The organism is Streptomyces sp. NPDC050418, from assembly GCF_044458745.1.
Lineage (GTDB): Bacteria > Actinomycetota > Actinomycetes > Streptomycetales > Streptomycetaceae > Streptomyces.
This window is the reverse complement of sequence record NZ_JBITIG010000006.1, coordinates 138,003-163,405: the sequence shown is the minus strand read 5'-3', so window position 1 is coordinate 163,405 and position 25,403 is coordinate 138,003. Positions and strand designations below refer to the sequence as shown.

29 protein-coding genes are annotated in these 25,403 nt (G+C 71.3%); 20 read left to right on the top strand and 9 right to left on the bottom strand.

The window, feature by feature from the left end; translation table 11 throughout:
• Positions 1–23 precede the first annotated feature (23 nt).
• The 3 genes from ACIBI4_RS16055 to ACIBI4_RS16045 are packed head-to-tail and all read left to right on the top strand — an operon-like array spanning position 24 to position 2,328.
• Positions 24–416, top strand: coding sequence for a GntR family transcriptional regulator (locus tag ACIBI4_RS16055; protein WP_399204492.1), 393 nt, complete (start codon positions 24–26; stop codon positions 414–416).
• Positions 413–1,303, top strand: a complete 891-nt coding sequence (locus ACIBI4_RS16050; RefSeq protein WP_399204491.1) for an ABC transporter ATP-binding protein — start codon at positions 413–415, stop codon at positions 1,301–1,303. Before ACIBI4_RS16055 ends, ACIBI4_RS16050 begins: the two co-directional genes overlap by 4 nt.
• Positions 1,300–2,328, top strand: a complete 1,029-nt coding sequence (locus tag ACIBI4_RS16045) for an ABC transporter permease subunit (protein WP_399204490.1) — start codon at positions 1,300–1,302, stop codon at positions 2,326–2,328. The genes ACIBI4_RS16050 and ACIBI4_RS16045 overlap by 4 nt, the downstream gene beginning before the upstream one ends.
• A 45-nt stretch (positions 2,329–2,373) precedes the next feature.
• Here ACIBI4_RS16045 and ACIBI4_RS16040 read toward each other — a convergent pair whose 3' ends face one another.
• Complete coding sequence (locus ACIBI4_RS16040) at positions 2,374–3,141, bottom strand: ABC transporter permease (protein WP_399204489.1); 768 nt, start codon at positions 3,139–3,141, stop codon at positions 2,374–2,376.
• On the bottom strand, positions 3,138–4,061 hold the full coding sequence (locus ACIBI4_RS16035; protein WP_399204488.1) for an ABC transporter ATP-binding protein: 924 nt from the start codon (positions 4,059–4,061) through the stop codon (positions 3,138–3,140). The genes ACIBI4_RS16040 and ACIBI4_RS16035 overlap by 4 nt, the downstream gene beginning before the upstream one ends.
• 112 nt (positions 4,062–4,173) lie before the next feature.
• Between ACIBI4_RS16035 and ACIBI4_RS16030 the strand changes: the two genes are divergently transcribed.
• The 9 genes from ACIBI4_RS16030 (at position 4,174) to ACIBI4_RS15990 (ending at position 11,708) form a co-directional block, all read left to right on the top strand.
• The gene (locus tag ACIBI4_RS16030) at positions 4,174–4,956 is read left to right on the top strand and encodes a formate/nitrite transporter family protein (protein ID WP_399204487.1); all 783 of its coding nucleotides are present in this window, start codon (positions 4,174–4,176) and stop codon (positions 4,954–4,956) included.
• Positions 4,957–5,100: 144 nt separating this feature from the next.
• Positions 5,101–5,865, top strand: coding sequence for a helix-turn-helix transcriptional regulator (locus ACIBI4_RS16025; RefSeq protein ID WP_399204486.1), 765 nt, complete (start codon positions 5,101–5,103; stop codon positions 5,863–5,865).
• Positions 5,862–7,286 (top strand): Fe-S cluster assembly protein SufB, encoded by a 1,425-nt coding sequence (gene sufB / locus ACIBI4_RS16020; protein WP_399204485.1) that lies wholly within the window; start codon positions 5,862–5,864, stop codon positions 7,284–7,286. Before ACIBI4_RS16025 ends, sufB begins: the two co-directional genes overlap by 4 nt.
• An 88-nt stretch (positions 7,287–7,374) precedes the next feature.
• On the top strand, positions 7,375–8,553 hold the full coding sequence (gene sufD, locus ACIBI4_RS16015; RefSeq protein WP_399204484.1) for a Fe-S cluster assembly protein SufD: 1,179 nt from the start codon (positions 7,375–7,377) through the stop codon (positions 8,551–8,553).
• Positions 8,553–8,873 carry a bifunctional 3-phenylpropionate/cinnamic acid dioxygenase ferredoxin subunit gene (locus tag ACIBI4_RS16010; protein ID WP_399204483.1) on the top strand — a complete coding sequence of 107 codons (321 nt, stop codon included), beginning with the start codon at positions 8,553–8,555 and terminating at the stop codon, positions 8,871–8,873. The genes sufD and ACIBI4_RS16010 overlap by 1 nt, the downstream gene beginning before the upstream one ends.
• Positions 8,874–8,880: 7 nt before the next feature.
• The gene (gene sufC / locus ACIBI4_RS16005; RefSeq protein WP_399204482.1) at positions 8,881–9,645 is read left to right on the top strand and encodes a Fe-S cluster assembly ATPase SufC; all 765 of its coding nucleotides are present in this window, start codon (positions 8,881–8,883) and stop codon (positions 9,643–9,645) included.
• On the top strand, positions 9,642–10,898 hold the full coding sequence (locus ACIBI4_RS16000; protein WP_399204481.1) for a cysteine desulfurase: 1,257 nt from the start codon (positions 9,642–9,644) through the stop codon (positions 10,896–10,898). Before sufC ends, ACIBI4_RS16000 begins: the two co-directional genes overlap by 4 nt.
• 10 nt (positions 10,899–10,908) lie before the next feature.
• Positions 10,909–11,376: a Fe-S cluster assembly sulfur transfer protein SufU gene (sufU, locus tag ACIBI4_RS15995; RefSeq protein ID WP_399204480.1), complete on the top strand. Its 468-nt coding sequence runs from the start codon at positions 10,909–10,911 to the stop codon at positions 11,374–11,376.
• Positions 11,373–11,708: a metal-sulfur cluster assembly factor gene (locus tag ACIBI4_RS15990; protein ID WP_399204479.1), complete on the top strand. Its 336-nt coding sequence runs from the start codon at positions 11,373–11,375 to the stop codon at positions 11,706–11,708. Before sufU ends, ACIBI4_RS15990 begins: the two co-directional genes overlap by 4 nt.
• 79 nt (positions 11,709–11,787) lie before the next feature.
• Here ACIBI4_RS15990 and ACIBI4_RS15985 read toward each other — a convergent pair whose 3' ends face one another.
• Together ACIBI4_RS15985 and ACIBI4_RS15980 are read right to left on the bottom strand one after the other, a co-directional pair.
• Positions 11,788–12,804 carry a hypothetical protein gene (locus tag ACIBI4_RS15985; protein ID WP_399204478.1) on the bottom strand — a complete coding sequence of 339 codons (1,017 nt, stop codon included), beginning with the start codon at positions 12,802–12,804 and terminating at the stop codon, positions 11,788–11,790.
• Between the two features lie 149 nt (positions 12,805–12,953).
• Positions 12,954–13,895, bottom strand: a complete 942-nt coding sequence (locus ACIBI4_RS15980; RefSeq protein ID WP_399204477.1) for a hypothetical protein — start codon at positions 13,893–13,895, stop codon at positions 12,954–12,956.
• Positions 13,896–14,036: 141 nt separating this feature from the next.
• Here ACIBI4_RS15980 and ACIBI4_RS15975 point away from each other — a divergent pair, with 141 nt between their 5' ends.
• Complete coding sequence (locus ACIBI4_RS15975; RefSeq protein ID WP_399204476.1) at positions 14,037–14,357, top strand: DMT family transporter; 321 nt, start codon at positions 14,037–14,039, stop codon at positions 14,355–14,357.
• 31 nt (positions 14,358–14,388) lie between these two features.
• The gene (locus ACIBI4_RS15970) at positions 14,389–14,961 is read left to right on the top strand and encodes a TetR/AcrR family transcriptional regulator (RefSeq protein WP_399204475.1); all 573 of its coding nucleotides are present in this window, start codon (positions 14,389–14,391) and stop codon (positions 14,959–14,961) included.
• On the opposite strand, the gene ACIBI4_RS15965 is transcribed toward ACIBI4_RS15970, so the two are convergent.
• Positions 14,958–15,866 (bottom strand): winged helix-turn-helix transcriptional regulator, encoded by a 909-nt coding sequence (locus tag ACIBI4_RS15965; protein ID WP_399204474.1) that lies wholly within the window; start codon positions 15,864–15,866, stop codon positions 14,958–14,960. The two genes, ACIBI4_RS15970 and ACIBI4_RS15965, sit on opposite strands and share 4 nt — an antisense overlap.
• A gap of 119 nt (positions 15,867–15,985) precedes the next feature.
• Here ACIBI4_RS15965 and ACIBI4_RS15960 point away from each other — a divergent pair, with 119 nt between their 5' ends.
• The 4 genes from ACIBI4_RS15960 (at position 15,986) to dapD (ending at position 19,896) form a co-directional block, all read left to right on the top strand.
• The gene (locus tag ACIBI4_RS15960; protein WP_399204473.1) at positions 15,986–17,221 is read left to right on the top strand and encodes an MFS transporter; all 1,236 of its coding nucleotides are present in this window, start codon (positions 15,986–15,988) and stop codon (positions 17,219–17,221) included.
• Positions 17,218–17,811 (top strand): RNA polymerase sigma factor, encoded by a 594-nt coding sequence (locus ACIBI4_RS15955; RefSeq protein WP_399204472.1) that lies wholly within the window; start codon positions 17,218–17,220, stop codon positions 17,809–17,811. Before ACIBI4_RS15960 ends, ACIBI4_RS15955 begins: the two co-directional genes overlap by 4 nt.
• On the top strand, positions 17,811–18,785 hold the full coding sequence (locus ACIBI4_RS15950; protein WP_399204471.1) for a CU044_5270 family protein: 975 nt from the start codon (positions 17,811–17,813) through the stop codon (positions 18,783–18,785). The genes ACIBI4_RS15955 and ACIBI4_RS15950 overlap by 1 nt, the downstream gene beginning before the upstream one ends.
• Positions 18,786–18,906: 121 nt before the next feature.
• Positions 18,907–19,896: a 2,3,4,5-tetrahydropyridine-2,6-dicarboxylate N-succinyltransferase gene (gene dapD / locus ACIBI4_RS15945; RefSeq protein ID WP_399204470.1), complete on the top strand. Its 990-nt coding sequence runs from the start codon at positions 18,907–18,909 to the stop codon at positions 19,894–19,896.
• Positions 19,897–19,928: 32 nt separating this feature from the next.
• On the opposite strand, the gene ACIBI4_RS15940 is transcribed toward dapD, so the two are convergent.
• Positions 19,929–21,398 carry a hypothetical protein gene (locus tag ACIBI4_RS15940; RefSeq protein ID WP_399204468.1) on the bottom strand — a complete coding sequence of 490 codons (1,470 nt, stop codon included), beginning with the start codon at positions 21,396–21,398 and terminating at the stop codon, positions 19,929–19,931.
• 176 nt (positions 21,399–21,574) lie between these two features.
• On the opposite strand from ACIBI4_RS15940, the gene ACIBI4_RS15935 reads away from it, so the two are divergent.
• The gene (locus ACIBI4_RS15935) at positions 21,575–22,711 is read left to right on the top strand and encodes a molybdopterin-dependent oxidoreductase (RefSeq protein WP_399204467.1); all 1,137 of its coding nucleotides are present in this window, start codon (positions 21,575–21,577) and stop codon (positions 22,709–22,711) included.
• Positions 22,711–23,109: a hypothetical protein gene (locus tag ACIBI4_RS15930; protein ID WP_399204466.1), complete on the top strand. Its 399-nt coding sequence runs from the start codon at positions 22,711–22,713 to the stop codon at positions 23,107–23,109. The genes ACIBI4_RS15935 and ACIBI4_RS15930 overlap by 1 nt, the downstream gene beginning before the upstream one ends.
• 64 nt (positions 23,110–23,173) lie before the next feature.
• Here ACIBI4_RS15930 and ACIBI4_RS15925 read toward each other — a convergent pair whose 3' ends face one another.
• From ACIBI4_RS15925 to ACIBI4_RS15915, 3 genes are read right to left on the bottom strand one after another with little or no spacing between them, the layout of a single operon-like run.
• Entirely contained in the window at positions 23,174–23,860 is a 687-nt protein-coding gene (locus ACIBI4_RS15925; protein ID WP_399204465.1) for a class I SAM-dependent methyltransferase, read from the bottom strand.
• Positions 23,857–24,561, bottom strand: coding sequence for a DUF2064 domain-containing protein (locus ACIBI4_RS15920; protein WP_399204464.1), 705 nt, complete (start codon positions 24,559–24,561; stop codon positions 23,857–23,859). The genes ACIBI4_RS15925 and ACIBI4_RS15920 overlap by 4 nt, the downstream gene beginning before the upstream one ends.
• Complete coding sequence (locus ACIBI4_RS15915) at positions 24,558–25,232, bottom strand: glycosyltransferase family 2 protein (RefSeq protein WP_399204814.1); 675 nt, start codon at positions 25,230–25,232, stop codon at positions 24,558–24,560. The genes ACIBI4_RS15920 and ACIBI4_RS15915 overlap by 4 nt, the downstream gene beginning before the upstream one ends.
• Positions 25,233–25,403: the final 171 nt, after the last annotated feature.

Here is a 25,403-nt window from a genome sequence, read left to right as displayed (position 1 = left end):
GCAACTAGATAAATGGAGGTGCCGTGATCGAGTTCCATCTCAACGGCCGCTCCGGGCTCTCCCCGTATCAGCAGCTCGTCCAGCAGGTGCGCCACGCACTGCGGCTCGGGCTCCTGAAGGAGGGGGACCGGCTGCCGACGGTGAAGGACGTGGCGAGCAGTCTGGCGATCAACCCGAACACCGTCCTGAAGGCGTACCGGGAGCTGGAGCACAAGGGCCTCGTGGCGCCGCGGCCCGGCGTCGGGACCTTCGTGACCCGCACGCTCGCCGACAAGTCGCTGGCCGCGCACGGGCCCCTGCGCAGGGACCTGGAGCGCTGGCTGACCAAGGCGCGGCTCGCGGGGCTCGACGAGGAGAGCATCGAGGCGCTGTTCCTGAGCACCTTTCGCGGCGGAGCAGGGGAGGAAATAGCGTGAGCACCGTCCTACGGGCCCAGGGGCTGGGCAAGCGGTACCGCAGGCGCTGGGCGCTGAGCGAATGCGATCTCGACCTTCCGGCGGGCCGGGTCATCGGCCTCGTCGGTCCCAACGGGGCGGGGAAGTCGACCCTGCTGAACCTCGCCGCCGGGCTGCTCGCGCCGAGCGCGGGCACCGTCGAGGTGTGCGGCGGTCCGCCCGCCGCCGATGTCGCCCAGCTCGCCCGCGTCGGCTTCGTCGCGCAGGACACCCCGGTGTACGCGCGGCTCAGCGTCGCCGACCATCTCTCGCTCGGCCGGCGGCTCAACCCCGGCTGGGACGACGCCGTCGCCCAGGACCGCGTCCGGCGGCTCGGGCTCGACCCCGCACAGCGCGCCGGCACTCTCTCCGGCGGCCAGCGCGCCCAGCTCGCCCTGACCATGGCCCTGGCCAAGCGGCCCGACCTGCTCATCCTCGACGAGCCTGTCGCGGCCCTCGACCCCCTCGCGCGCCGCGAGTTCATGCAGCTGCTCATGGAGGCCGTCGCCGAGCACGAGCTGAGCGTCGTGCTCTCCTCGCACCTCGTCTCCGATGTCGAGCGGGCCTGCGACTACCTCGTGGTCCTCGTCGACTCCCGGGTCCAGGTGGCCGGTGACATGGACGAGCTGCTCGCCACGCACCACCGGCTCGTCGGCGCCCGGCGCGATCCGGACCGGCTGCCCGCGGCACAGCAGGTGATCTCGGCCAGCCACACCGACCGGCAGACCACGCTGCTCGTACGGACCGAGGAGCCGATCCACGATCCGTCCTGGAGCGTCGACGGAATCACCGTGGAGGACCTGGTCCTCGCGTACATGGACCGGTCCGCGCCCGCGGTGCGGCGGCCACGACTGGAGGTGCAGCGATGATCTGGCTGACCTGGCGGCAGTTCCGCGGTGCGGCCCTGATGACGGCCGGACTGCTCGCGGCACTCGGCGCGGTCCTCGCCCTGACCGGCCCCTCGCTCGCCGACGACTACACGAGCGGGATCGCGGGCTGTGCGGGGGAGCCGGAGGGATGCAGGCAGTTCTTCGACCGGTTCCTCGACGAGCACCAGAGCGCGTTCCTCGGTGTGAGCGGGCTGCTGCTGCTTCTGCCCGCCCTGGTCGGGGTGTTCTGGGGTGCGCCGCTGATCGCGCGGGAGATGGAGAGCGGCACGCTGCGGATGGTGTGGACGCAGAGCGTGCGGCGCTCTCGGTGGCTGGCCGCGAAACTCGCGCTCACAGGTCTTGCCGCCATGCTCGTGGCCGGGCTCGGTTCGCTGGCCGTGACGTGGTGGGCGAGCCCGCTCGACAAGAGCGCCGTGGACTCGTTCCCGCGGCTCGAAGCCGTGGTGTTCGCGACCCGCGGCATCGTCCCGGTCGGCTACGCGGCCTTCGCGTTCGCCGTGGGGGTCACCGCGGGGATGCTGCTGCGGCGCGCGCTGCCGGCGATGGCCGTCACCCTCGCGGTGTTCGCGCTCGCGCAGGTCGCCATGCCGATGCTCGTACGTCCGCATCTCGCCGCACCCGTCGAGACGACCGCGAAGATCACCACGGCCAATGTGGACGGCCTCGGACAGGGCGGCATCCTGCAGGTGCGCGCGAGCGTGGCGGACCCGGGCGCGTGGATCCTGAGCAGTGAGGTCGTGGACAAGGACGGGCGGAGCGCCGCGGTCGTCGATCTGCCGGACGACGCGACGGCGCGCTGCGAGGCCAGGTCGAAGCCGTCGTCGCCACAGGAGTCGATGCGCTGCGTGACCGACGAAGCGAACCGTCTCGGATACCGCATGCAGTCGACGTACCACCCGGCCGACCGCTACTGGCCTTTCCAGTGGGCCGAGACCGGGATCTACACGGGGCTCGCGCTGGGCCTCGGCGGCTTCTGCTTCTGGTGGGTCAGGCGCAGGGCGTAGCCCGGTCGCCGGTCGTACGGGAACGGCCCGGCCGCTCCCGTACGGCTACTCCCAGCGGAAGAAGCGCGCCGCCGCCCCGAGACCGAGGACCGACCACACCGCGAGGATCCCGAGGTTGCCCCACGGCATCCCGGCGCCGTGCTGCAGGACGTCGCGCAGTCCGTCCGACAGGGCCGAGATCGGCAGCAGGCCGAGGACGGACTGGGCGGCGTCCGGGAACTTGTCGAGGGGGACGATCACGCCGCCGCCGACCAGGAGGAGCAGGAAGACGAGGTTGGCGGCGGCCAGCGTCGCCTCCGCCTTCAGCGTGCCGGCCATGAGCAGACCGAGACCCGAGAACGCCGCCGTGCCGAGGATCAGGAGGAGCACGACCGCGAGAGGGTTGCCCTGAGGCGACCAGCCGAGGCCGAAGGCCATCGCCGCAAGCAGCGCGATCTGCAGCACTTCGATCGCGAGTACGGACAGCGTCTTCGCCGTCATCAGGGCCCAGCGGGGCAGCGGCGAGGTGCCGAGCCGCTTGAGGACCCCGTACCGCCGCTCGAACCCGGTCGAGATGGCCTGGCCCGTGAACGCCGTGGACATGACCGCAAGCGCGAGGATGCCCGGCGCCAGGAAGTCGACCGCCTTGCCCTCGCCCGTGTCGACGATGTCGACCGTCGAGAAGAGGACGAGCAGCAGCGACGGGATGACGACGGTGAGCAGCAGCTGCTCGCCGTTGCGGAGCAGCATCTTCGTCTCGAAGGCGGCCTGCGCCGCGATCATCCGGGGCAGCGGCGCGGCGCCCGGCCTGGGGGAGTACGTGCCGGCGCTCATCCGCGCAGCTCCTTGCCGGTCAGTTCGAGGAAGACGTCCTCGAGCGTGTGCCGCTCCACCGAGATCCGGTCCGGCATCACCCCGTGCTGGGCGCACCAGGACGTGACGGTCGCGAGCAGCTGCGGGTCGATCGCGCCCGTGACGCGGTACGAGCCCGGGGTGAGCTCCGCGGCGACGGTGTCCGCCGGGAGCGCCTTGAGCAGCGAGGCGACGTCGAGGCCGGGGCGCCCGGAGAAGCGCAGGGTGTTCTCGGCGCCGCCCTTGCACAGTTGCTCGGGGGTGCCCTGGGCGATGACCTTGCCCGCGTCGATGATCGCGACGTCGTCGGCGAGCTGCTCGGCCTCGTCCATGTGGTGCGTGGTGAGGATGACGCTGACGCCGTCGGCGCGCAGCTCCCGTACGAGATCCCAGGTCGCGCGCCGGGCCTGCGGGTCGAGGCCCGCGGTCGGCTCGTCGAGGAAGACGAGCTCGGGGCGGCCCACCACGGCGAGCGCGAGCGCGAGGCGCTGCTGCTGGCCGCCGGAGAGCCGGCGGTACGTCGTACGTCCGCAGCTGTCCAGGCCGAGACGCTCGATCAGGGCGTCCACGTCGAGCGGGTGCGCGTGCAGCTTGGCGATGTGGCGGAGCATCTCGTCGGCGCGGGCGCCGGAGTAGACGCCGCCGGACTGGAGCATCACGCCGATCCGGGGACGCAGCTCGGCGGACTGCCGGACCGGGTCGAGTCCGAGGACGCGGACCGTGCCGGCATCCGGCCGCCGGTAGCCCTCGCAGGTCTCGATCGTGGTGGTCTTCCCCGCGCCGTTGGGACCGAGGACGGCGGTGATGCCCGCCGAGGCCTCCAGGTCCAGGCCGTCCACGGCGGTCTTGCTGCCGTACCGCTTCACCAGTGAGGTGAGCTGGACGACGGGCTCGGTTCGCATGACGTCAGAGTCTAGGTACGGGCCGCAGGTCCCTGGCCGCCGGGTCCGCAGGTCCGGTCATTGATGACCTTTTCTGCACGGAACGGGTCCGCAACGGACCTAGCGTCGATACGTGACCAGCATCGCGCAGAACGTGGAAGAGACATCGGAGCAGGCCGCCCACAAGGCCCACGACCTGCGGCGGACACCGCCCCGCTACTTCGTCTCCGCGGTCCTCGCGGGCGCGTACATCGGCATCGGCGAAGTGCTGCTCCTCGTCGCCGTCTCGCCCTTCGTGTCGGCCGGTTCCGCGGCCACGAAGCTGCTCGAAGGACTGGTCTTCCCGATCGCCCTCACGATCGTGATGTTCGCCGGCGCCCAGCTGTTCACCAGCAACGTCATGGTGATGCTGATCGGCGCGCTCACCGGACGCACCGGCGCCAGGGACCTCGTCGGCAGCTGGTCGCTCTCGCTGCTCGGCAACTTCGCCGGCGCGTTCCTGTTCGGCGCCATGGTGCACGCCTCCGGCGTCACCTCCACCGCGCCCGCCCGCGCCATGCTCGCCGAGATGATCCACGGCAAGGAGGCGCTCGACGGGGGTCAGCTGTTCTGGCGGGCCGTGCTCTGCAATTTCCTGGTCTGTCTGGCGATCTGGATGTTCTACCGGGCCAAGGGGGACGGCGCGAAGATCTTCGTGCTCTGGATTCCGGTGCTCGTGTTCGTCGCCGTGGGCTTCGAGCACTGCGTCGCCAACATGGCGCTCTTCGCCCTCTCGATCCTCGACGGCGGCGCCGGACTCGGCGATCTGCTGCGCAATCTGATGTTCACCGTGCCCGGCAACATTGTCGGCGGCGGTCTTCTCGTGGCCGGCTCGTACTGGTTCATGGGAAGGCCCGAACGCGAAGAGGACCTCTGAGGGGATACGACAGGGCCGCTGACCTCGGCGTTGCCTCCCGCTCACGCTCCGTATCCACTTAGGTATCCCTAAGTGATGCACCGCACCCCGGCCCTGTCACCAGGCCGGTTGTCGGGGCCAGAGGAATTACGCAACAATGGCGTTGTGAAAAACGTCGGTGAGGCTACGGAGGCTCCCGCCGGGGCTCCGCAGGAGGAGCTCGGGACGGGTGAGCGCAGCACGCGCAACCGCGTCGCGCGCTCCATCCTCGACCACGGTCCGTCCACCGTGGCCGATCTCGCCACCCGTCTCGGCCTGACCCAGGCCGCCGTCCGCCGCCACCTCGACGCCCTGGTCGCCGACGACGTCGTGGAATCTCGCGAAAAGAAGATCTACGGCGCTCGTACGCGCGGCCGGCCCGCCAAGGTGTTCGCCCTGACGGACTGCGGCCGGGACGCCTTCGACCAGTCCTACGACAAGCTCGCCGCCGAGGCCCTGCGCTGGATCTCGCAGTCCGCCGGCGGCGGGGAGCTCGGGGAAGCGGCCGTCGCCGCCTTCGCCCGGGCCCGGCTCGCCGCCCAGGCCGAGGGATACCGCGAGGCCCTGGACGGCGTTCCCGCCCAGGAGCGCACCGAGGCTCTGGCCAAAGCCTTGTCGGCCGACGGGTACGCTGCTACTGCGCGTAGCGCACCGGTCGGCGAGCAGCTGTGTCAGCACCACTGCCCGGTCGCTCATGTCGCCGAGCAGTTCCCACAGCTATGTGAGGCGGAGACGGAATTCTTCAGCCGTCTGCTCGGTACACATGTACAGCGACTGGCCACCATCGCCCACGGGGACGGCGTCTGCACGACGTTCATCCCTCGTAACGAGACCACGCAAGACCAAGCCACCACAGCATCTGCAAGCACGGCCGGGAGGAACCCCGCATGACTCTCCCCATCGAGGAGACTGCCCACCCCGAACTCGAGGGCCTGGGTAAGTACGAGTACGGCTGGGCCGACTCCGACGCGGCCGGCCAGGCTGCCAAGCGCGGTCTCAACGAGGATGTCGTTCTCGACATCTCGTCGAAGAAGAACGAGCCGGAGTGGATGACCAAGCTCCGTCTCAAGGGCCTGCGCCTGTTCGACAAGAAGCCCATGCCCACCTGGGGCTCGGACCTGTCGGGCATCGACTTCGACAACATCAAGTACTTCGTGCGCTCCACCGAGAAGCAGGCCGCTTCCTGGGAAGAGCTGCCCGAGGACATCAAGAACACGTACGACAAGCTCGGCATCCCGGAGGCGGAGAAGCAGCGCCTCGTCGCCGGTGTCGCGGCCCAGTACGAGTCCGAGGTCGTCTACCACCAGATCCGTGAGGACCTGGAGGAGCAGGGCGTCATCTTCGTCGACACCGACACCGCGCTGAAGGAGCACGAGGAGCTCTTCAAGGAGTACTTCGGCACCGTCATCCCGGTCGGCGACAACAAGTTCGCCTCGCTGAACACGGCCGTGTGGTCCGGCGGATCGTTCATCTACGTGCCGAAGGGCGTGCACGTCGAGATCCCGCTCCAGGCCTACTTCCGTATCAACACGGAGAACATGGGCCAGTTCGAGCGGACGCTGATCATCGTCGACGAGGACGCCTACGTCCACTACGTCGAGGGCTGCACCGCGCCGATCTACTCCTCGGACTCGCTGCACTCCGCGGTCGTCGAGATCATCGTCAAGAAGGGCGGCCGCTGCCGCTACACGACGATCCAGAACTGGTCGAACAACGTCTACAACCTGGTCACCAAGCGCGCCGTGGCATACGAGGGCGCGACCATGGAGTGGATCGACGGCAACATCGGTTCCAAGGTCACCATGAAGTACCCGGCCGTCTACCTGATGGGCGAGCACGCCAAGGGCGAGACGCTCTCCATCGCCTTCGCGGGCGAGGGCCAGCACCAGGACGCCGGTTCCAAGATGGTCCACATGGCGCCGAACACCTCCTCCAACATCGTGTCGAAGTCGGTGGCCCGTGGCGGCGGCCGTACCTCGTACCGCGGTCTTGTCGAGATCGGCGAGGGCGCTCCGGGCTCGAAGTCCAACGTGCTCTGCGACGCGCTGCTGGTGGACCAGATCTCCCGCTCGGACACCTACCCCTACGTGGACGTCCGCGAGGACGACGTGTCCATGGGTCACGAGGCGACCGTCTCCAAGGTCTCCGAGGACCAGCTCTTCTACCTGATGAGCCGCGGCATGACCGAGTTCGAGGCCATGGCCATGATCGTGCGCGGCTTCGTGGAGCCGATCGCGAAGGAGCTGCCCATGGAGTACGCCCTGGAGCTCAACCGGCTGATCGAGCTGCAGATGGAGGGCGCGGTCGGTTAAGGCCCCCGGGCCGGCGGCCTCCCTGCGAGGCCGCCCACCACCGTCTCCATCACGCCACTTACGTAAGAAAGAGAGCACTACGACAGCCATGGCTGAGGCTCAGAACATCCCGGTGGGTTCGACCACCGCCGGCGCCGTCGCGGTCGCGGCGGAGTCCACCGTCGCGACCCGCATGAGCGCGCCCCCGTCCTACGACGTGCAGGACTTCCCGGTCCCGCACGGCCGCGAGGAGGAGTGGCGGTTCACCCCCCTCGACCGTCTCAAGGGCCTGCACGACGGCACCGCCAAGGCCGACGGCGCCATCAAGGCGCAGGTCGACGCCCCCGAGGGCGTCACCGTCGAGTCGGTCACCCGGGACGACGCGCGCGTCGGCAAGGCGGGCAAGCCGGTCGACCGCATCGCCGCGCAGGCCTACTCCGCGTTCGAGAAGGCCACCGTGATCTCGGTCCCCAAGGAGACCGTGCTCACCGAGCCCGTGCGCGTGCTCCTGCACGGCGAGGGCGGCACGACCTTCGGTCACACCGTCTTCGACATCGGCGCGTTCGCCGAGGCCGTCATCGTCGTCGACCACACCGGTGACGGTGTGCGCGCCGCCAACGTGGACTTCCTCATCGGCGACGGCGCCAAGGTCACCTTCGTCTCCGTGCAGGACTGGGACGACACGGCTGTCCACTGCTCGCAGCACAATGCGCTGCTCGGCCGCGACGCCACCTTCAAGTCGGTCGTCGTGACCTTCGGCGGCGACGTCGTGCGCCTCCACCCGCGCGTCGAGTACGCGGGCCCCGGCGGCGACGCCGAGCTGCTCGGTCTGTACTTCACGGACGCCGGCCAGCACCAGGAGCACCGCCTCCTCGTCGACCACAACGTGCCGCACTGCAAGTCCAACGTGGTCTACAAGGGCGCGCTGCAGGGCGAGCAGGCGCACGCCGTGTGGATCGGTGACGTCCTCATCGAGGCCGCCGCCGAGGGCACCGACACGTACGAGATGAACCGCAACCTGGTTCTCACCGACGGCGCCCGCGTCGACTCGGTGCCGAACCTGGAGATCGAGACCGGCGAGATCGTCGGCGCCGGCCACGCGAGCGCGACCGGCCGCTTCGACGACGAGCAGCTCTTCTACCTGATGGCCCGCGGCATCCCGGCCCCCGAGGCCCGTCGCCTCGTGGTCCGCGGCTTCTTCGCCGAGCTGGTCCAGCAGATCGGTGTCGCCGACATCGAGGAGCGCCTCATCGCCAAGATCGAGGAAGAGCTCGAGGCGTCCGTGTGATGAGCGCCTTCGTCAAAGCCTGTGCGCTGAGCGAGCTGGAGGAGGACACCCCGAAGCGGGTGGAACTCGACGGCACGCCGGTGTCCCTCGTCAGGACCGAGGGCGAGGTGTTCGCGATCAACGACATCTGCTCGCACGCGAACGTCTCCCTCTCGGAGGGCGAGGTCGAAGACTGCATGATCGAATGCTGGCTGCACGGCTCGGCGTTCGACCTCCGCACCGGCAAGCCGTCCGGCCTTCCCGCGACGCGCCCCGTCCCCGTATACCCCGTAAAGATCGAAGGGGACGACGTGCTCGTCTCCCTCACCCAGGAGTCCTGAGGCACCCATGGCAACGCTTGAAATCCACGACCTGCACGTCTCCGTCGAGGCCGAGAACGGCCCCCGGGAGATCCTCAAGGGTGTCGACCTGACCATCAAGCAGGGCGAGACCCACGCCGTCATGGGCCCCAACGGCTCCGGCAAGTCGACCCTCGCGTACTCCCTCGCGGGCCACCCGAAGTACACGATCACCGGCGGCACCGTCACCCTCGACGGCGAGGACGTCCTGGAGATGGAGGTCGACGAGCGCGCCCGCGCCGGCGTCTTCCTCGCCATGCAGTACCCCGTCGAGGTCCCGGGTGTCTCGGTCTCCAACTTCCTGCGCACGTCGGCCACGGCGATCCGCGGCGAGGCCCCCAAGCTGCGCACCTGGGTGAAGGAGGTCAAGGAGGCCATGGAGCGTCTCCAGATGGACCCCTCCTTCGCCGAGCGCAACGTCAACGAGGGCTTCTCCGGCGGTGAGAAGAAGCGCCACGAGATCCTCCAGCTGGAGCTCCTCAAGCCGAAGATCGCGATCCTCGACGAGACCGACTCCGGCCTCGACGTCGACGCCCTGCGCGTCGTCTCCGAGGGCGTCAACCGCGTCCGCGAGTCGGGCGAGGTCGGCACCCTGCTGATCACGCACTACACGCGCATCCTGCGCTACATCAAGCCCGACTTCGTGCACGTGTTCGCGAACGGCCGCATCGCCGAGTCCGGCGGCGCCGAGCTCGCCGACCAGCTCGAGGCCGAGGGCTACGACAAGTACGTGAAGGGTGGCGTATCTGCGTGACACAGCTGCCTGGCCTCCTCGACACCGAGGCAATCCGCAAGGACTTCCCCGCCCTGGACCGTGTGCTCCACGACGGCAAGAAGCTTGTGTACCTGGACAACGCGGCGACCTCGCAGAAGCCGCGCCAGGTGCTCGACGCGCTCACCGAGTACTACGAGCGGCACAACGCCAATGTCCACCGCGGCGTGCACGTCCTCGCCGAGGAGGCCACGGCGCTGTACGAGGGCGCGCGGGACAAGGTCGCGGAGTTCATCAACGCGCCCTCCCGCGACGAGGTGATCTTCACGAAGAACGCCTCGGAATCCCTCAACCTCGTGGCGAACATGCTCGGCTGGGCCGACGAGCCCTACAAGGTCGACCACGAGACCGAGATCGTCATCACGGAGATGGAGCACCACTCCAACATCGTCCCGTGGCAGCTGCTCTCGCAGCGCACCGGTGCGAAGCTGAAGTGGTTCGGTCTCACGGACGACGGCCGGCTCGACCTGTCGAACCTCGACGAGGTCATCACCGAGAAGACGAAGATCGTGTCCTTCGTCCTCGTCTCCAACATCCTGGGCACGCACAACCCGGTCGAGGCCATCGTGCGCCGCGCCCAGGAAGTCGGCGCCCTGGTCTGCATCGACGCCTCGCAGGCCGCCCCGCACATGCCGCTCGACGTGCAGGCGCTGCAGGCCGACTTCGTGGCCTTCACCGGCCACAAGATGTGCGCCCCGACGGGCATCGGCGTGCTGTGGGGACGCCAGGAGCTCCTGGAGGACCTGCCGCCGTTCCTCGGTGGCGGCGAGATGATCGAGACGGTCTCGATGAGCTCGTCCACGTACGCTCCCGCGCCGCACAAGTTCGAGGCCGGTACGCCCCCGGTCGCCCAGGCCGTCGGCCTCGGCGCGGCCGTGGACTACCTGAACTCGATCGGCATGGAGAACATCGCGCGCCATGAGCACGCGATCACCGAGTACGCGGTCAAGCGGCTCCTCGAAGTGCCGGACCTCAAGATCATCGGTCCGGTCACGGCGGAGGACCGCGCCGCCGCGATCTCCTTCACGCTCGGCGACATCCACCCGCACGACGTGGGCCAGGTCCTCGACGAGCAGGGCATCGCGGTCCGGGTCGGCCACCACTGCGCGCGCCCGGTCTGCCTGCGGTACGGAATTCCTGCGACCACGCGAGCGTCGTTCTATCTGTACTCCACGCCGGCCGAGGTCGACGCCTTGGTCGAGGGCCTGGAGCACGTACGGAACTTCTTCGGCTGAGAGGGCTGACGTGAAGCTGGACTCGATGTACCAGGAAGTCATCCTGGACCACTACAAGCACCCGCACGGGCGCGGTCTGCGGGATGGCGACGCCGAGGTGCACCACGTCAACCCGACCTGCGGTGACGAGATCACGCTCCGGGTGAAGTACGACGGCTCGCGGATCGCGGACGTCTCGTACGAGGGGCAGGGCTGCTCCATCAGCCAGGCCTCCGCCTCGGTTCTGAACGACCTCCTGGTCGGCAAGGACCTCGCCGAGGCGCAGAAGATCCAGGGCACCTTCCTGGAGCTGATGCAGTCGAAGGGCCGGATCGAGCCCGACGACGCGATGGAGGAGATCCTGGAGGACGCCGTCGCGTTCGCCGGTGTCTCCAAGTACCCGGCGCGCGTGAAGTGCGCGCTGTTGAGCTGGATGGCATGGAAGGACGCCACGGCTCAGGCCCTGGGGGACTCCGAGCCCGAGAGGAAGTCCGCATGAGCGACGAGACCACTGCCCTGAAGCCTGCCTCCGAGGAGGAGGTGCGTGAGGCGCTGATGGACGTCGTCGACCCCGAGCTCGGCATCGACGTCGTCAACCTCGGCCTCATCTACGGCGTGCACATCGACGACGCGAACATCGCGACGATCGACATGACGCTGACGTCGGCGGCCTGCCCGCTGACCGATGTCATCGAGGACCAGGCGAAGTCGGCCACCGACGGCCTGGTCAACGAACTGCGCATCAACTGGGTCTGGATGCCGCCGTGGGGTCCGGACAAGATCACGGACGAGGGGCGCGAGCAGCTTCGGGCGCTCGGGTTCAACGTCTAGTTCTTTCTGCGGAAAGGGCCACCACCAGTCGCTGGTGGGGGCCCTTTCCGTTTGTCTCGTGTCGTGTCGTGTCGTGCCGTCAGTGGCCGGCCGCGCGGGCCAGGCCGTCCGCGAGGCCCTCGCGGCGGATGCGCTGGTCGATGTAGAGCAGCGACGCCACGAGCTGGGTGAAGGCGATGTAGAGCAGCTGGAGCACCAGGCCGATCACCGCCGAGACGATCAGATACGTCCAGAGCTCGGGCAGCAGGTCCTTGAAGAGGTCGCTGTAGAGCTCGTCGACGTCGCGGTAGCGGTCCGATGTGGCGTCGATGCCGAAGGCCGGCTGCGGGCCGAGGAACATCAGCGGCATCCGGACGAAGAACATCACGGCCGCCGCGATGATCCCGGTGAGCAGCGTGATGCCGAACGTGCGCCACCATGTGCCGCGCACCAGCCGGTACGAACGCTTCAGCGCCGTCAGCGGGCCCGCCGACTCCAGGACCGCGACCGCGGGCGCGAAGGTGAACGAGACCGTCAGCCACAGCACCAGCGGAACGGTGAGCAGGGCCAGCAGGAAGAGCAGGCTCGCGGAGACCGCGAAGGAGTCGGACGTCAGGAGCGAGACCATCAGACCGATGAAGAACAGGAAGTAGAGCACGATCGGGATCGCGATCAGGAGGTACGTCAGGAAGGTGACGCCGAGCACCGAGGGCGTCCGCGACCAGGCACGGCGCCACACCTCACCGAAGCGGGCGGTCCGGCCGACCACCGCGTGCTCCAGGACGACCGGGCTGACGGCGCTGAGGAACGCGTTGATGACGACGCTCAGGAGCATCACGGCGAACCAGGCACCCGCGACCGCGAGGAGGACCGGGCGCAGCGTGTCCCAGGCGATCCGCTCCGGTGTGTCGATCAGGGCCTCGACGTCGTCCCGTACGGCGAAGTAGACCGCCGTGAAGATGCCCGCCATCGCGGCGAGCAGCAGGGCGTATCCCGCGGCCATCGAGCCGAAGAGCTGACGCGCGTAGCGGCCCATCGTCGAGAACGCGCCGCCGTAGATCTCGCCCAGACCCAGCGGCGCCAGAGGTATCACCCCCGGCTTCGGCGGAGGCGGCATCTGCCAGCCGCCCCATCCGTACGGTGCCCCGCCCGGCCCCTGCGGTCCCTGCGGCCCTTGCGGTCCCTGTGGTCCCCACCCCTGGTACGCCATGCTGCCTTCCGTTCCCTCGTGTCGGACGGCATACGTTAGCCCAGGTGGGACGGGGGTCAGCGGGGGGTGTACGCGGCCTGGGCGAGGGTGCGGGCGAGGCCTTCGCGGCGTATGCGCTGGTCTGTGTAGAGGAGGGCGGCCGTCGTCTGCGAGAGCAGGGTCGTCAGCAGAGCCGCCGCGACCGCCGGCAGCAGCAGCACACCGCCGAACGCGAACTCCAGGCCGTCGCCGAACACCGGGAGCGCCGCGCTCAGTTCGTCGAACGGCCAGGTCAGCGCCGCCGCGGCCACCGTGCCGACCAGCCCCATCAGCAGCTGTATGCCGAAGACCCGCCACCACGCGCCGCGGACGAGACGGGCGGAACGGCGCAGCGCGGTCAGCGGACCCGCGCCCTCGATCACGGCCACCGCGGGGGCCAGGCTGCAGCGCACCCAGCACCAGACGACGACCGGAAGGAACGGCAGGACCATCAGCAGCGTGAACGGGCCCGAGAACAGGGCGAGCGTGGCGACGAGGAGGAACGGCAGGAGACAGGCCGCGGTCAGCAGGGCCAGCGCGCCGATGAGAGCCGGGACGCGGCGCAGCGCACGGCGGCCGACGGCCGGGGCGGGCGTGGTGCGGCCGAGCACCGCCTGGTGCAGGACCGCCGGGCACAGCGCGCTGACGAACGCGTACGAGAGGAGGCTGAGCAGGCCGCCCGCAAGCACCGCGACCGCGACGGCGGCGAGCAGCGAGTCGGTGAGCCCCTGGTCGAGCGCGAGGAACGGGTCGTCCGAGCCGAGCTGCAGGACCGCCGCGGCCGAGACGAGATAGAGGACCAGGTGCACCAGGCCGACGGCCGCGGCGCCGAGACCGAGCAGCGGCCGCCAGTGGTGGCGCAGGAGCCGGGGCAGCGCGCCGAAGTAGTCCCCGAGCGAGAGCGGGGCGAGGGGGATCACGCCCGGCTGCGGGGGCGGGGGAGCGTACGGGGTGAGCGGGGCCCAGCCGGGGTGTGTCACGAGGTCCTGGTCTTCATACGGGGGCAGCAAACCGCCCCATTGTCGCCGACGCGGCGCGCCGGGCACAGGGCCGAAGGACTCGCGAAGGAGACGGTGACGCGTTATGTACACCCGTACACAACGATGCGTACCCTTGTACGCATGGGATACGGACTGCTGGCCGCGGCGATTGCGGCGGAGGTGGCCGGGACCACGGCCATGAAGTACAGCGAGGGCTTCACGAAGCTCTGGCCCTCGCTCGGGACGGTCGCCGGGTACCTGCTCGCGTTCAGCCTGCTCGCGCAGACCCTGAAGACGATGCAGGTCGGGACCGCGTACGCGATCTGGGCCGGGGTCGGCACCGCGGCCGTCGCGGTGATCGGGATGGTCTTCCTCGGCGAGTCCACGAGCCTTGCGAAACTGGCGGGGATCCTGCTCGTCATCGGCGGAGTGGTGCTGCTCAATCTCGGCGGGGCGCATTGATGAGCGGTGCGGCGGCGGGGGGAGCGCGCTGATGGCGCGGCGGTACGACCCCGAGCGGCGGCAGCGGATCATCGACGCCGCGATCCGGGTCGTGGGCCGCAAGGGCATCGGCGGTCTGAGCCATCGCTCCGTCGCGGCCGAGGCCGACGTCCCGCTGGGCTCCACCACGTACCACTTCGCCACACTCGACGACCTGATGGTCGCCGCCCTGCGCCAGGCCAACGAGGGCTTCGGCCGCCAGGTGCGCGAGCGGGAGTCGGTGCTCGCGCCGGAGGCCGATCTCGCGGCGGAGCTCGCGCATCTGACGGGCCAGTGGCTCGGCGGCGACCGCACGGGCGTCGAGCTCGAATACGAGCTGTACCTGGCGGCGCTGCGCCGCCCCGCGTTGCGCCCGGTCGCCGCGGAGTGGTGCGCCTCGGTCGAGGAGATCCTGGTCCGCCGCGTCGACCGGGTCACGGCGCGCGCCGTCGTCGCGCTGCTCGACGGGATCTGCCTCCAGGTGCTCCTGACCGGCGGCGCGTACGACGAGGCGTATACGAGGGAGATGCTCGCCCGGGTGCTGGGCGGGGCGGCTGTCGGTGAGCGGGGTGGCGGGGAGCGCTAGTCGTCGAGGCGGACCGGCAATTGCCCGGCCTGCCGGTCGAGGACGGCGTCCAGTGCCGCGTCCACGCTCGCCGCGATGTCCGTGACCGGGTAGAAGACCTCGCGGATCGTCCGCTCCCGGTCGATCACCAGCGTCAGCCGCTTGAGCCGGCTCACGCCCGCGGCGCGGAACGTCGGCAGGCGCAGCGCCGCCGCGAGCGCCAGATCGGCGTCCGAGAGCAGCGGGAAGCGCAGCCGCTCCTTCGCGGCGAAGTCGCGCTGCTCGTCCGGGCGTTGGGTGGATACCCCGTGCACCGTGGCGCCGGCGCCGGTGAAGTCGGCGAGCCGGTCGCGGTACGTGCACGATTCGAGCGTGCAGCCGCGCGCGCCCGGGATGCCGGACCAGCCCGGCGGGTAGGCGTCGCCGCGCGCGTACGCGCCGGGGAAGCAGTAGAGGACCGTGAACGGGGTCGGCGCGACCGGGTCGCGCTCCTCCCCTTCGCTGTCGACGAGACGGACGTCGTCCGGGACGCGGGTGCCGCGCAGCGCGTGGACGCGTGCGGCTTCACGTGACGTGTCGGTGGCCGTGGCCATCATTTCCCCTTCTCCGAGCACCCAGGTGTCTCCCCAGTCCTGCAGGGCGATCAGGACCGGCAGCAGGGCGCGGCCGCGCGACGTGAGGCGGTACTCGTGGCGCACCGGGCGCTCCTGGTACGGGACCTTGTCCAGGACGCCCGCGTCGACCAGCAGCCTGAGCCGTTCGGCCAGCACCTTGCGGGACATGCCCAGCTCGCGCTGGAGCTCCTCGAAGCGGTGTGCCCCGCGGGCGCTGTCGCGGACGATCAGAAGGGTCCACCAGTCGCCGACGACGTCCAGGGCCTGGGCGATGGCGCAGTCCGCGTCACCGAGACTCGTCCTGCGTGCCATGGCTTTCCCTTTCGCCGAACCCCGGTGCTTCCCGCCCCCGTTGACCTGCTGCTCATTATGCTGCCATAGTCAGTTCCCAAAAGGAACTGACTCGGTGGACGGCTCGACGGATGTGAGGGGTGGGCGCGTTGCGTATCGGCGGGGTGGTGCCGAGGTCCGTATGGCTGCTGGCGGCGGGGGTGTTCTTCAACGCCCTCGTGAGCTTCACGTTCGTCTACGTCTTCCTGTATCTGACCGGGCCGCGCGGCCTGCCCGTCGCCGAGGCCGGGCTGGTCAGCGGGCTCGGCGGACTCGGTCTGATCGCGGGGAACTTCACCGGCGGCTGGTTCGGCGACCACTTCGGGCACCGGCGCGTGCTCCTCGCCGCGGCCGTCTCCGCCGGCCTCGTCCTCGCCGTGCTCCCGCTGGTCCCGGTCGCCGCGCTCTACCTCGTGCTGCCGCTCGCGCAGTACGCGGCGGGCGTGGTCCGGGCCGCCAACTCCGCGCTCGTCGCGGTCCTCGTCCCCGAGGGCGCGCGGCGCCAGGCCTTCGCCGTCATCCGGGCCGCGTCCAACGGCGGGTTCACCATCGGGCCGCCGCTCGGCGCGCTGGTCGCCACCTCCCTCTCGTACGACTGGCTGTTCGTCGCGGACGGGATCGGCACCCTGCTCTTCGCGTGCTGGACCGCGCGGATGGTGCCGGCGCACGGCGCGGTACGGAAGCAGGCGGCCGCTGCCGGCGGGCGGCTCTGGCCCGAACTGCGCTCCAGGCCCTCGGTGCTCGTCCTGCTCGGCGCGATCCTGATCGTCGACCTCGTCTACCGGCAGCAGTACACGACCTTCCCCGTGCACCTCGCCGAGCACGGCATGGACGCCCGCGTCTACGGCTGGATGATCGCCATCAACGGCGGCCTCATCCTGCTGCTCGAACTGCCCGTCGCCCTCGCCCTCAAGTCCCGCCCGCCGCTGCGGATCGTCGGCTGCGGCCTTGTCCTCGTCGGCGCGGGGTACGCGGCGCTGATCCCGGGCACCGTCCTGGCCACCGCGATCCTCACCATGACCCTGCTGACTCTCGGCGAGATCCTCTACAAGACCACCGCCACCGCGTACGTCGCCGACCAGGCGCCGGACCATGTGCAGGGCCGTTTCCAGAGTCTGTATGCGGGCGTCTCCGTCAGCGGTACGGTCCTTGCCGCGCCCCTCGGCGGAGCGGTGCTCGGTTCCGCGCCCGGGCTGCTGTGGCCGCTGTGCGCCGTCCTGGCGGTGGGCGCGGGGTGCGCGGTGCTGCTTGCGTCCCGCCGGCGTGAACTGCCCTCGGCCGTACGGGTAACAGGGGGTGAGCACACCGCAGTGGTACGGCAGGGGGAGGCCATGTGAGCGCACCGACGTCGGTCGAGGGCGACGCGGCGGTGATCCGCCGCTCGCTCGCACAGCCCGAGGTGTTCGCGGAGCTCTACGACCGCTACGCGCCCGACATCCACCGCTATGCGGCACGCCGCCTCGGCGACGGCCACGCGGACGACCTGACGGCCGAGACCTTCCTGGCCGCCTTCCGCACCCGCTCCCGGTACGACCTGGGCCGCGAGAACGCCAGGCCGTGGTTGTACGGCATCGCGGCGAACCTGATCGGCAAGCAGCGGCGTACGGAGGTACGGGGCCTGCGGGCCCTGGCCCGTACCGGCACCGATCCGGTGGCCGAGTCCTGGGTGGAACGGGCCGACAGCCGGGTCGTCGCGCAGTCCGCGCACGGACCGCTGGCGGGCGCGCTCGCCGGGCTCTCCGCGGGCGACCGGCACGTCCTGCTGCTCGTCGCCTGGGCGGATCTCACGTACCCCGAGGTCGCCGAGGCACTCGGCATCCCGCTCGGCACGGTGCGCTCACGGCTCAACAGAGCGCGGCGCAAGGTGCGCAGCGCGCTGGGAGCGGATCCCGCATTTGTGGTGGACGCCTCGGAGGTGGCGCGGTGATGGACGAGTTGACGAAGGTGCGGGAGCTGCGGGATGAGGTGCCGGCGCCGGACCAGGGCCGGCTGGCCGCGGGACGGACGCGGCTCCTCGCCGAGGCGCGGGGCCCGCGTGCGCGCCGCCGGGGGCGGAGGCGGCTCGACTGGCGGCTGGCCGCTGCGGGCACGGTGCTCGCGGTGACCGGTGCCGCCGTGCTCGCGGTGAACCTCGGCGAGGTGGGGCAGTCCGCCGGCGGCCTGCGGCCCGCCGCGAGCGCGCCCGCCGTGCCGGGGAACCCCGACCAGGTCCTGGAGCAGGCGGCGCGGGCGGTCGAGGGCAGCGCGGCGGAGGTCCCGCGTGACGACCAGTGGATCTACACGAAGACAGTCGAGCAGCCGTCGAGCGGATCCTCAGGAGACGTCCGTTCCCTGGGGCCGCAGGAAACGGAGAAATGGCAGCGGTGGGCCGACCCCGACTTCGAGAACGGCAAGGAAGGCGACGACCGGTCGATGCGCGAGCAGGCCGCGATCATCGCCGGTCTGCCCGTCGACCCGCAGGGTGTGCTCGCGGCGGCCCGCGCGGCCTACACAGGTGGCGGTGGGACACAGGACGAGCACAGCTTCGCCGCGCTCAGCGTGCTGACCGGCTCGCCGGTCGCCCGCCTCGACGGTCCCGGGCTCGCCAAGATGTACCGCGCCCTGGACTCGCTGCCCGGCGTCGAGGTCGTCGAGCACCTGGTGAAGGACGCGGCAGGACGGGACGCGATCGCCATCGGAATGATCACGGGATCCGAGGCCGCGACGCGGCAGGAGATCCTGCTCGACCCCGAGACGTATCTGCCGGTGGGGCACCGCCTGGTCGTGATCAAGGACTACGAGGAGGAGGACCCACTGGGGGTCGGCGGCAACCCGCCCATGCAATGGAAGGCCGGGGACATCCGTATCAGCAGCGCCAAGACGGGCTGGGGAGTGGTGGAGCACCGGGGCGAGCGGCCCTGACCGACCCGTGCCGTACGTCCGCACCTGGGGGGATGCGGGCGTACGGCACGTTCGCGCGGGTGCGGCTCGCCCCCTGAGACCGGTTCGCTTCCGTCGCCGCCCGCCGGTTAAGTTTCTGCCCATGACCGACACCACTGCTCCCCGTACCACCGGCGCCGTAGCCGCGGGCCTGGCCACCCTGGCCGCCGACGGCACCGTCCTCGACACCTGGTTCCCCGCCCCCGAGCTCAGCGACGCCCCCGGCCCCGCCGGCACCGAGCGGCTGAGCGCCGAGCGCGCCGTCGAACTGCTCGGCGAGGGTGCCGCCAAGGCCGTCCGCAAGGACGAGCGCCGGGGCGTGGAGATCGTCGCCGTCCGTACGGTCATCGCGTCCCTGGACGACAAGCCGCTCGACGCGCACGACGCGTACCTGCGGCTGCACCTGCTCAGCCACACGCTGGTCAAGCCCAACGAGCAGAACCTCGAGGGCCTCTTCGGCCTGCTCGCCAACGTCGCCTGGACCTCGCTCGGCCCGGTCCCGGTCGACACGCTCGAGACCGTCCGCCTCAACGCCCGCGCCGAGGGCCTGCACCTCGTCGTCTTCGGCGTCGACAAGTTCCCGCGCATGACGGACTACGTGGCCCCCAAGGGCGTCCGGATCGCCGACGCCGGCCGGGTCCGCCTCGGTGCGCACCTCGCCGCGGGCACCACCGTGATGCACGAGGGCTTCGTCAACTTCAACGCCGGCACGCTCGGCACGTCGATGGTCGAGGGCCGTATCTCCCAGGGCGTCGTCGTCGGCGACGGCTCGGACATCGGCGGCGGTGCCTCGACCATGGGCACCCTGTCGGGTGGCGGTACGCAGCGTGTCGCGATCGGTCAGCGCTCGCTGGTCGGCGCCGAGGCGGGCGTCGGGATCGCCCTCGGCGACGAGTGCGTCGTCGAGGCCGGTCTGTACGTCACCTCGGGCACCCGCGTCACGATGCCCGACGGCCAGATCGTCAAGGCCCGCGAGCTCTCCGGCGCCTCGAACATCCTCTTCCGCCGCAACTCCGTCACGGGCGCCGTCGAGGCCCGCCCGAACAACGCGGTGTGGGGCGGTCTGAACGACGTGCTGCACAGCAACAACTGAGGCCCTCCCGCCAGGTTGTTCCCGGCGCCCTCTCAGGTCCTGCCAGGACCGGGGAGGGCGTCGTTGCGTTGCGGCAGTGCGTCCGTCGCGAGATCGGTGGCCGGGACGGACGGGCGTCCGGAGCGCGCTCGGTGGACGCCGACGCCCACGACGACGGCCGCCGCGATTCCGTACGCGAGGGTGCCCACCGTGAGCGTGTCGTCGGGGACCGCGCGGTCCGTCACGTAGTCCGCCGCGCCCGCGACCGCCACCAGGAGCCATTCCCAGCGGCCCTCGAACGCGGCGAGGGCGATGAGGAGGAGGGCGTACCAGGAGTAGCCGGGGGTCATCAGGAGGAACGCGGTGCCGGTGAGGAGCAGCGCGCCGTGCCACGGGCGGTCGGGAGCGCCGCGGACGAGTACGTACGCGAAGGCGAGGGCCATGCCGAGCAGGGCCGTCGGGAGGAGCCAGGACTCGGGCAGGGGCAGCAGGCGCAGGAGGGCGAAGCGGCCGGTGGACGAGGCGTCGTCGTAGCCCTCCTCCTCGATGTAGCCGCTCAGGTAGCCGAGGACGGACTGGTCGGAGAGCAGGATGTACGGGAGGTAGGCCAGGGCGAGGACCGCCGTCGCGGGGACCAGCAGGGCCGCCGCGTCCCGTACGCGGCGGACGCCGCCCAGCGCGCCCGCGACCACCAGCGCCGGGAGCAGCTTGGCCGCCGTCGCCGCGCCGAGCAGGGCGCTGCCCGCGCGCCGGCTGCGGATGCCTTCGGTGTCTCCCGCCCGTCTGCCCCGGGCGAGCAGCGTGAGGCCGCCGACCGTGAGGAGCACGGCGAGGACGTCCGCGTGGGCGTTGTTCACCGCTTCGATCGGGACGGCCGGGCACCACGCCCAGAGCGCCGCCTGCCACGGACGGCGCCGCAGCGCCACGAGGAGGACGCCCGTGACGCCGACCGAGAGCAGGGCGCCGCCGATCTGCAGCGGCTTGTGCCGGGCGCCCTCGGGGGAGAGGGAGTCGACGGCGAGGAAGTAGGCCTCGCCGACCGGCGGGTAGATGGTGTGCACCCAGGGCCTGTTGATCCGCGTACAGGAGTCCTCGACGGTCCGTGAACGGTCGGGCTCGCGGCAGACGGAACCGGTGGAGAACAGCCACGTGTCGCGCAGCCCGGCGAGCGCGGGGTCCGCCGGCGGATGGTCGTACGGGGAGAGGCCGGCCGACTGGGCGCGGCCGTCCCACGCGTAGCGGTAGGAGTCGGTGCTGGTGCGGGGCGGTCCGGCAAGTCCCGTGGCGGCGACGGCGATCGACCCCGCGAGCACCAGGCCGGCGGCCTGCCTCACCGGCACCTTGCGCAACGACCAGACCGCGGCCGCGAAGAGCAGCCAGCAGACCGCGTACCAGAGGGAGAGCCGGCCCGGGTCGGTGAAATAGCCGTCCTGCGTGATCGTCACGGCGAGGGCGGCGACGAGTGCGGTGAGCAGGGTGGCGGGCAGCAGCAGAGGGGCCGGCGGCAGGGTGCGGGTGATCACCTGTCGACCGTCGCAGGCGGGAGGGCGGTTGGGGAGGGCGGCACGGCACGTGTCCGGGAACCGTAAGGAGTTCGGGTGCAGCCGTCCGTGGACCGTGAGGAGTCGGCGGCGCGGAACCGTGGCGTTCGGGAACCGTAAGGTGTCGAGGCCCCTATTCGGCACCGCGCGGCGGTGTCATGGCGGACATGGATCTGCAGAGCAAGATGCCCGTGTTCAAGGGCAGGCTGCACGACAAACGCACCGCGACCGTAATCGGCCGGTGGCTGGGCGCCGCGGTGCTCGTCTGCTTCGTGACGGGCGTGATCAGCCATTACGTGCAGCACCCGGGCAGCCTGTTCGCCGATGTGCTGCCGAGCCGCCCCACCTGGGGCTACCGGCTCACCCAGGGGCTGCACGTCGCGAGCGGTATCGCGGCGATCCCGCTCCTGTTCGCGAAGCTGTGGACGGTGTACCCACGGCTCTTCGACTGGCCGCCCCTCCGCGGAATCCGGCACGGCCTGGAGCGGATCTCCGTGGCCGTCCTGGTCGCCGCGGCCGTCTTCCAGCTCCTGACCGGGCTGCTCAACACCGTGCAGTGGTACCCCTGGCCCTTCTCCTTCGTACCGGTGCATTTCGCGGTGGCCTGGCTGTTCGTGGGGGCCCTGCTCGTGCACATCGCCGTCAAGCTGCCGGCGATCAGGGCCCATTGGCGCCGGCGCTCCGAGGCCACGCTGCGGATCGGTGACGCCGCCGACCGGCGCTCGTTCGTGCTCGCGGTCGCCGCGGCGGCCGGTGCCGTCACGCTCACGACCGTCGGCCAGTCGCTCACGCCGCTGCGGCGCTTCGATCTGTTCGCGCCTCGGCATCCCGACCACGGGCCGCAGGGCCTGCCGGTCAACAAGACGGCGGCCTCGGCGGGTACGGACCGGATCGACGGATCGACATGGCACCTCGACGTCACGGGCCCGCGGCCGTACACGCTCACCCTGGACGAACTGCGCGCCCTGCCCCAGCACGAGTCCGAGCTGCCCATCGCGTGCGTCGAGGGCTGGAGCAAGACGGCGCACTGGCGCGGCGTCCGCATCCGCGACCTGCTCGAACGCGCCGGAGCGCCCGCCTCCTCGCGGGTCCGGGTGACGTCCGCGCAGACCGGCGGCGCGTATCGCGTCATGGAGATGGGCCGCAGGTACGCCGAGGACCCGCTGACCCTGCTCGCCCTGGAACTCAACGGGGAGCCGCTCTCCCCCGACCACGGGTTCCCGGCGCGGATCATCGCGCCCAACCGTCCCGGCGTATGGCAGACGAAGTGGGTCACGAAGGTGGAGGCGCTGTGATGCGAACGCTACTGGCCGCACTGGGAGTCGCCGCGATGGCGCTCGGCGCCTGGCTCCTGCTGGGCGTACGTGATCCGCTCGATGTGGCCGTCTGGCTGGCCGGGGCGATCGTGCTGCACGACGGGCTCGTCGCGCCGCTCGTGCTCGGGACCGGTCTGCTGCTCGGCGGCCTGCGTGCCCGAGGCGCCGTGCGCGGCGCGCTGATCGTGGCGGGCTCGCTCACCGCCGTAGCCCTGCCGGTCATCCTGCGGCCGGGAACGCCCGCCAACTCCTCGGTGCTGCCGCTGGATTACGGGCGGAACTGGCTGGCGGCGATGGCGGTGATCGGCCTGTTCGCGGTGGGGGCCGCGGTGCTGGGGTGGGTGCGGGGGAGGCGGCGCCGGAGTTCCGGCGAGTGAGGTGGCGGCCCGCGGTGCCTGAGGTGTCTGAGGTGTCTGAGGTGCCTGAGGTGTCCGAGGTCTCTCAGATCCCTCCGGTGCCGCGGGTCAGCCGGGCGAAGGTGCGGCCGTGCGCGGACCAGGTCTCCGTCATCGTCAGGCCGCAGCGGGCGGCATACGCGCGCAGGGCCGTCGTGCCCACCCTGGCCCACGGGAAGTCCGGGCTCGTCACGGCCGCCGATGCGTCGGTCATCCGGACGCGGACCCGTTCGTCGACGTCCACCGGCGCCGTCTCGGCGATCAGCACGCCGTACGGGGCGAGCAGGGCTGCGGTGCGCGTGAGCAGCGCTTCGGGGTCGCCGCCGATGCCGATGTTGCCGTCGATCAGCAGGGCCGTGCTCCAGCTGCCCTCGCGCGGCAGCGGGTCGAAGACCGAGCGGCGCAGGGCGGAACCGCCGGACGCCAGGGTGCGGGCCACGGCCGCGGGGCTGATGTCGATACCGAGGGCCGGGTGGCCGAGCGCGGCGAGTTCCGCCACGAGACGGCCGGGACCGCAGCCGATGTCGAGGACCGGCCCCGGGCCGCAGCGGGCGAGCACCGAGTGGTCGGCCGCGTCCGGCCGGGCGCACCAGCGCTCCACGTCCAGGGGCAGCAGCCACCCGTCCGCCTTGCGCAGGAACAGCGGACCCCGGCCGCTGCGCAGCGCGGCGGCGTACGGGCCCTCGTGCCAGGAAGCGTCGGACCGCCCGAGGTCGTGCGTGGGGGCGGTCATCGGGTGCCCGTCGCGGGGGCGGGCGCAACTGCCCTGTGTGGAACGCTTGTTGAGCCCTCGCGAGGGCCGGCTCCGTTGCCCGCCCCCACGGTCCGCCACCGCGCCGCGAAACGGCTGTCCGGAGCCTCGGCCGCCACCGCCTCGGCGTCCGCCGCCGTGTCCACGTCCCGCAGCGTCGGCAGGACCCGTACCCGCAGCCCCGCCGCGTACAGCCGCTCCAGTTGTACGGCGCCGGTGCGCGCCGTCGACATCGGCACACCGCGCACCAGCGCGCCGTCCGGCCGCCCGAGTCCCAGCGCCCAGAAGCCGCCGTCGGCGGCGGGACCGAAGGCGGCCTCGCCGGGCGTCAACTCCCCTGCGGAAGCGAGCAGTCCGGGCGTGACCTGCGGTGTGTCCATGCCCACGAGCAGCGCGGGTCCGGTGCAGGCGTCGAAGGCCGCGGCCAGCCGGTCGTCGAGGCCGCCGCCGCTCTGCCGCACGACCTCGAAGCCGGCGGGCAGCCAGGGCCCCGGCTCCCCGTCGAGCACGAGCACGCGACGCCCGGCGGGAGCGGAGCGCACCGCGTGCAGGGTGTCGCGGAGCGCGGCCTCGGCGAGCGCGGCCGCCTCCGCCGGTGTGCACGGCGGCGTCAATCGGGTCTTGACGCGGCCGGGTACGGGGGACTTGGCGATCACGAGCAGCGTCGTCGGCAGGGGCGTCATGCGCGCACCCCCGCCGCCGCGCCGTCCCGCGCGGGTTCGGCCAGCACCCGGCGCATGTCCCGCACCGCCTGCCACGTGCCCCGCCAGGTGCCGGTGACCTTCGACTTCCCGGTGCGCGGGAGATACGGCACGTCCCGCTCCGTCACGCGCAGTCCCGCGTCGGCGGCGCGGACCACCATCTGCAGCGGGTAGCCGCTGCGGCGGTCCGTGAGCTCCAGGGACAGCAGGTCCGTGCGCCGCGCGGCCCGCAGCGGGCCGAGGTCGTGCAGCCGCAGGCCGGTGCGGCGGCGGAGCATCCGGGACAGGGCAGCGTTGCCCGCGCGGGCATGCGCCGGCCAGGCGCCACGGCCCGCGGGACGCCGCCGGCCCAGCACCAAGTCCGCCTCGCCGTCGGCGACTTGGCCGACGAACGCCGCCAGGAGCCCCGGGTCGAGTGAGGCGTCGCAGTCGCAGAAACAGACGTATTCGGCCGTCGCCGCGAGCAGCCCCGCATGGCAGGCCGAGCCGAAACCGCGCCGCGGCTCGTGCACGACCAGGGCCCCGAGGGAACGGGCGACCTCGGCGGAACCGTCGGTGGACCCGTTGTCCACGACGATCGCGCGCCAGCCCGCGGGGATCCGGGCGAGCACCCAGGGCAGCGCCTCGGCCTCGTTCAGACAGGGCAGGACGATGTCGGCGTACGGCGGTGGGCCGCCCGAGGAACTGGTCGGAGGGCCGCTCGAGGCGCTGTTCGGCGGGCTGCTCAAGGCGCCCGTCGGAGGACTGCTCAGAGGGCCGCTCGAAGGGCCGGTGTCCGGGGTCGAATGCGTCACGCCCCTCACCGTACGAACGAGAAACGGACA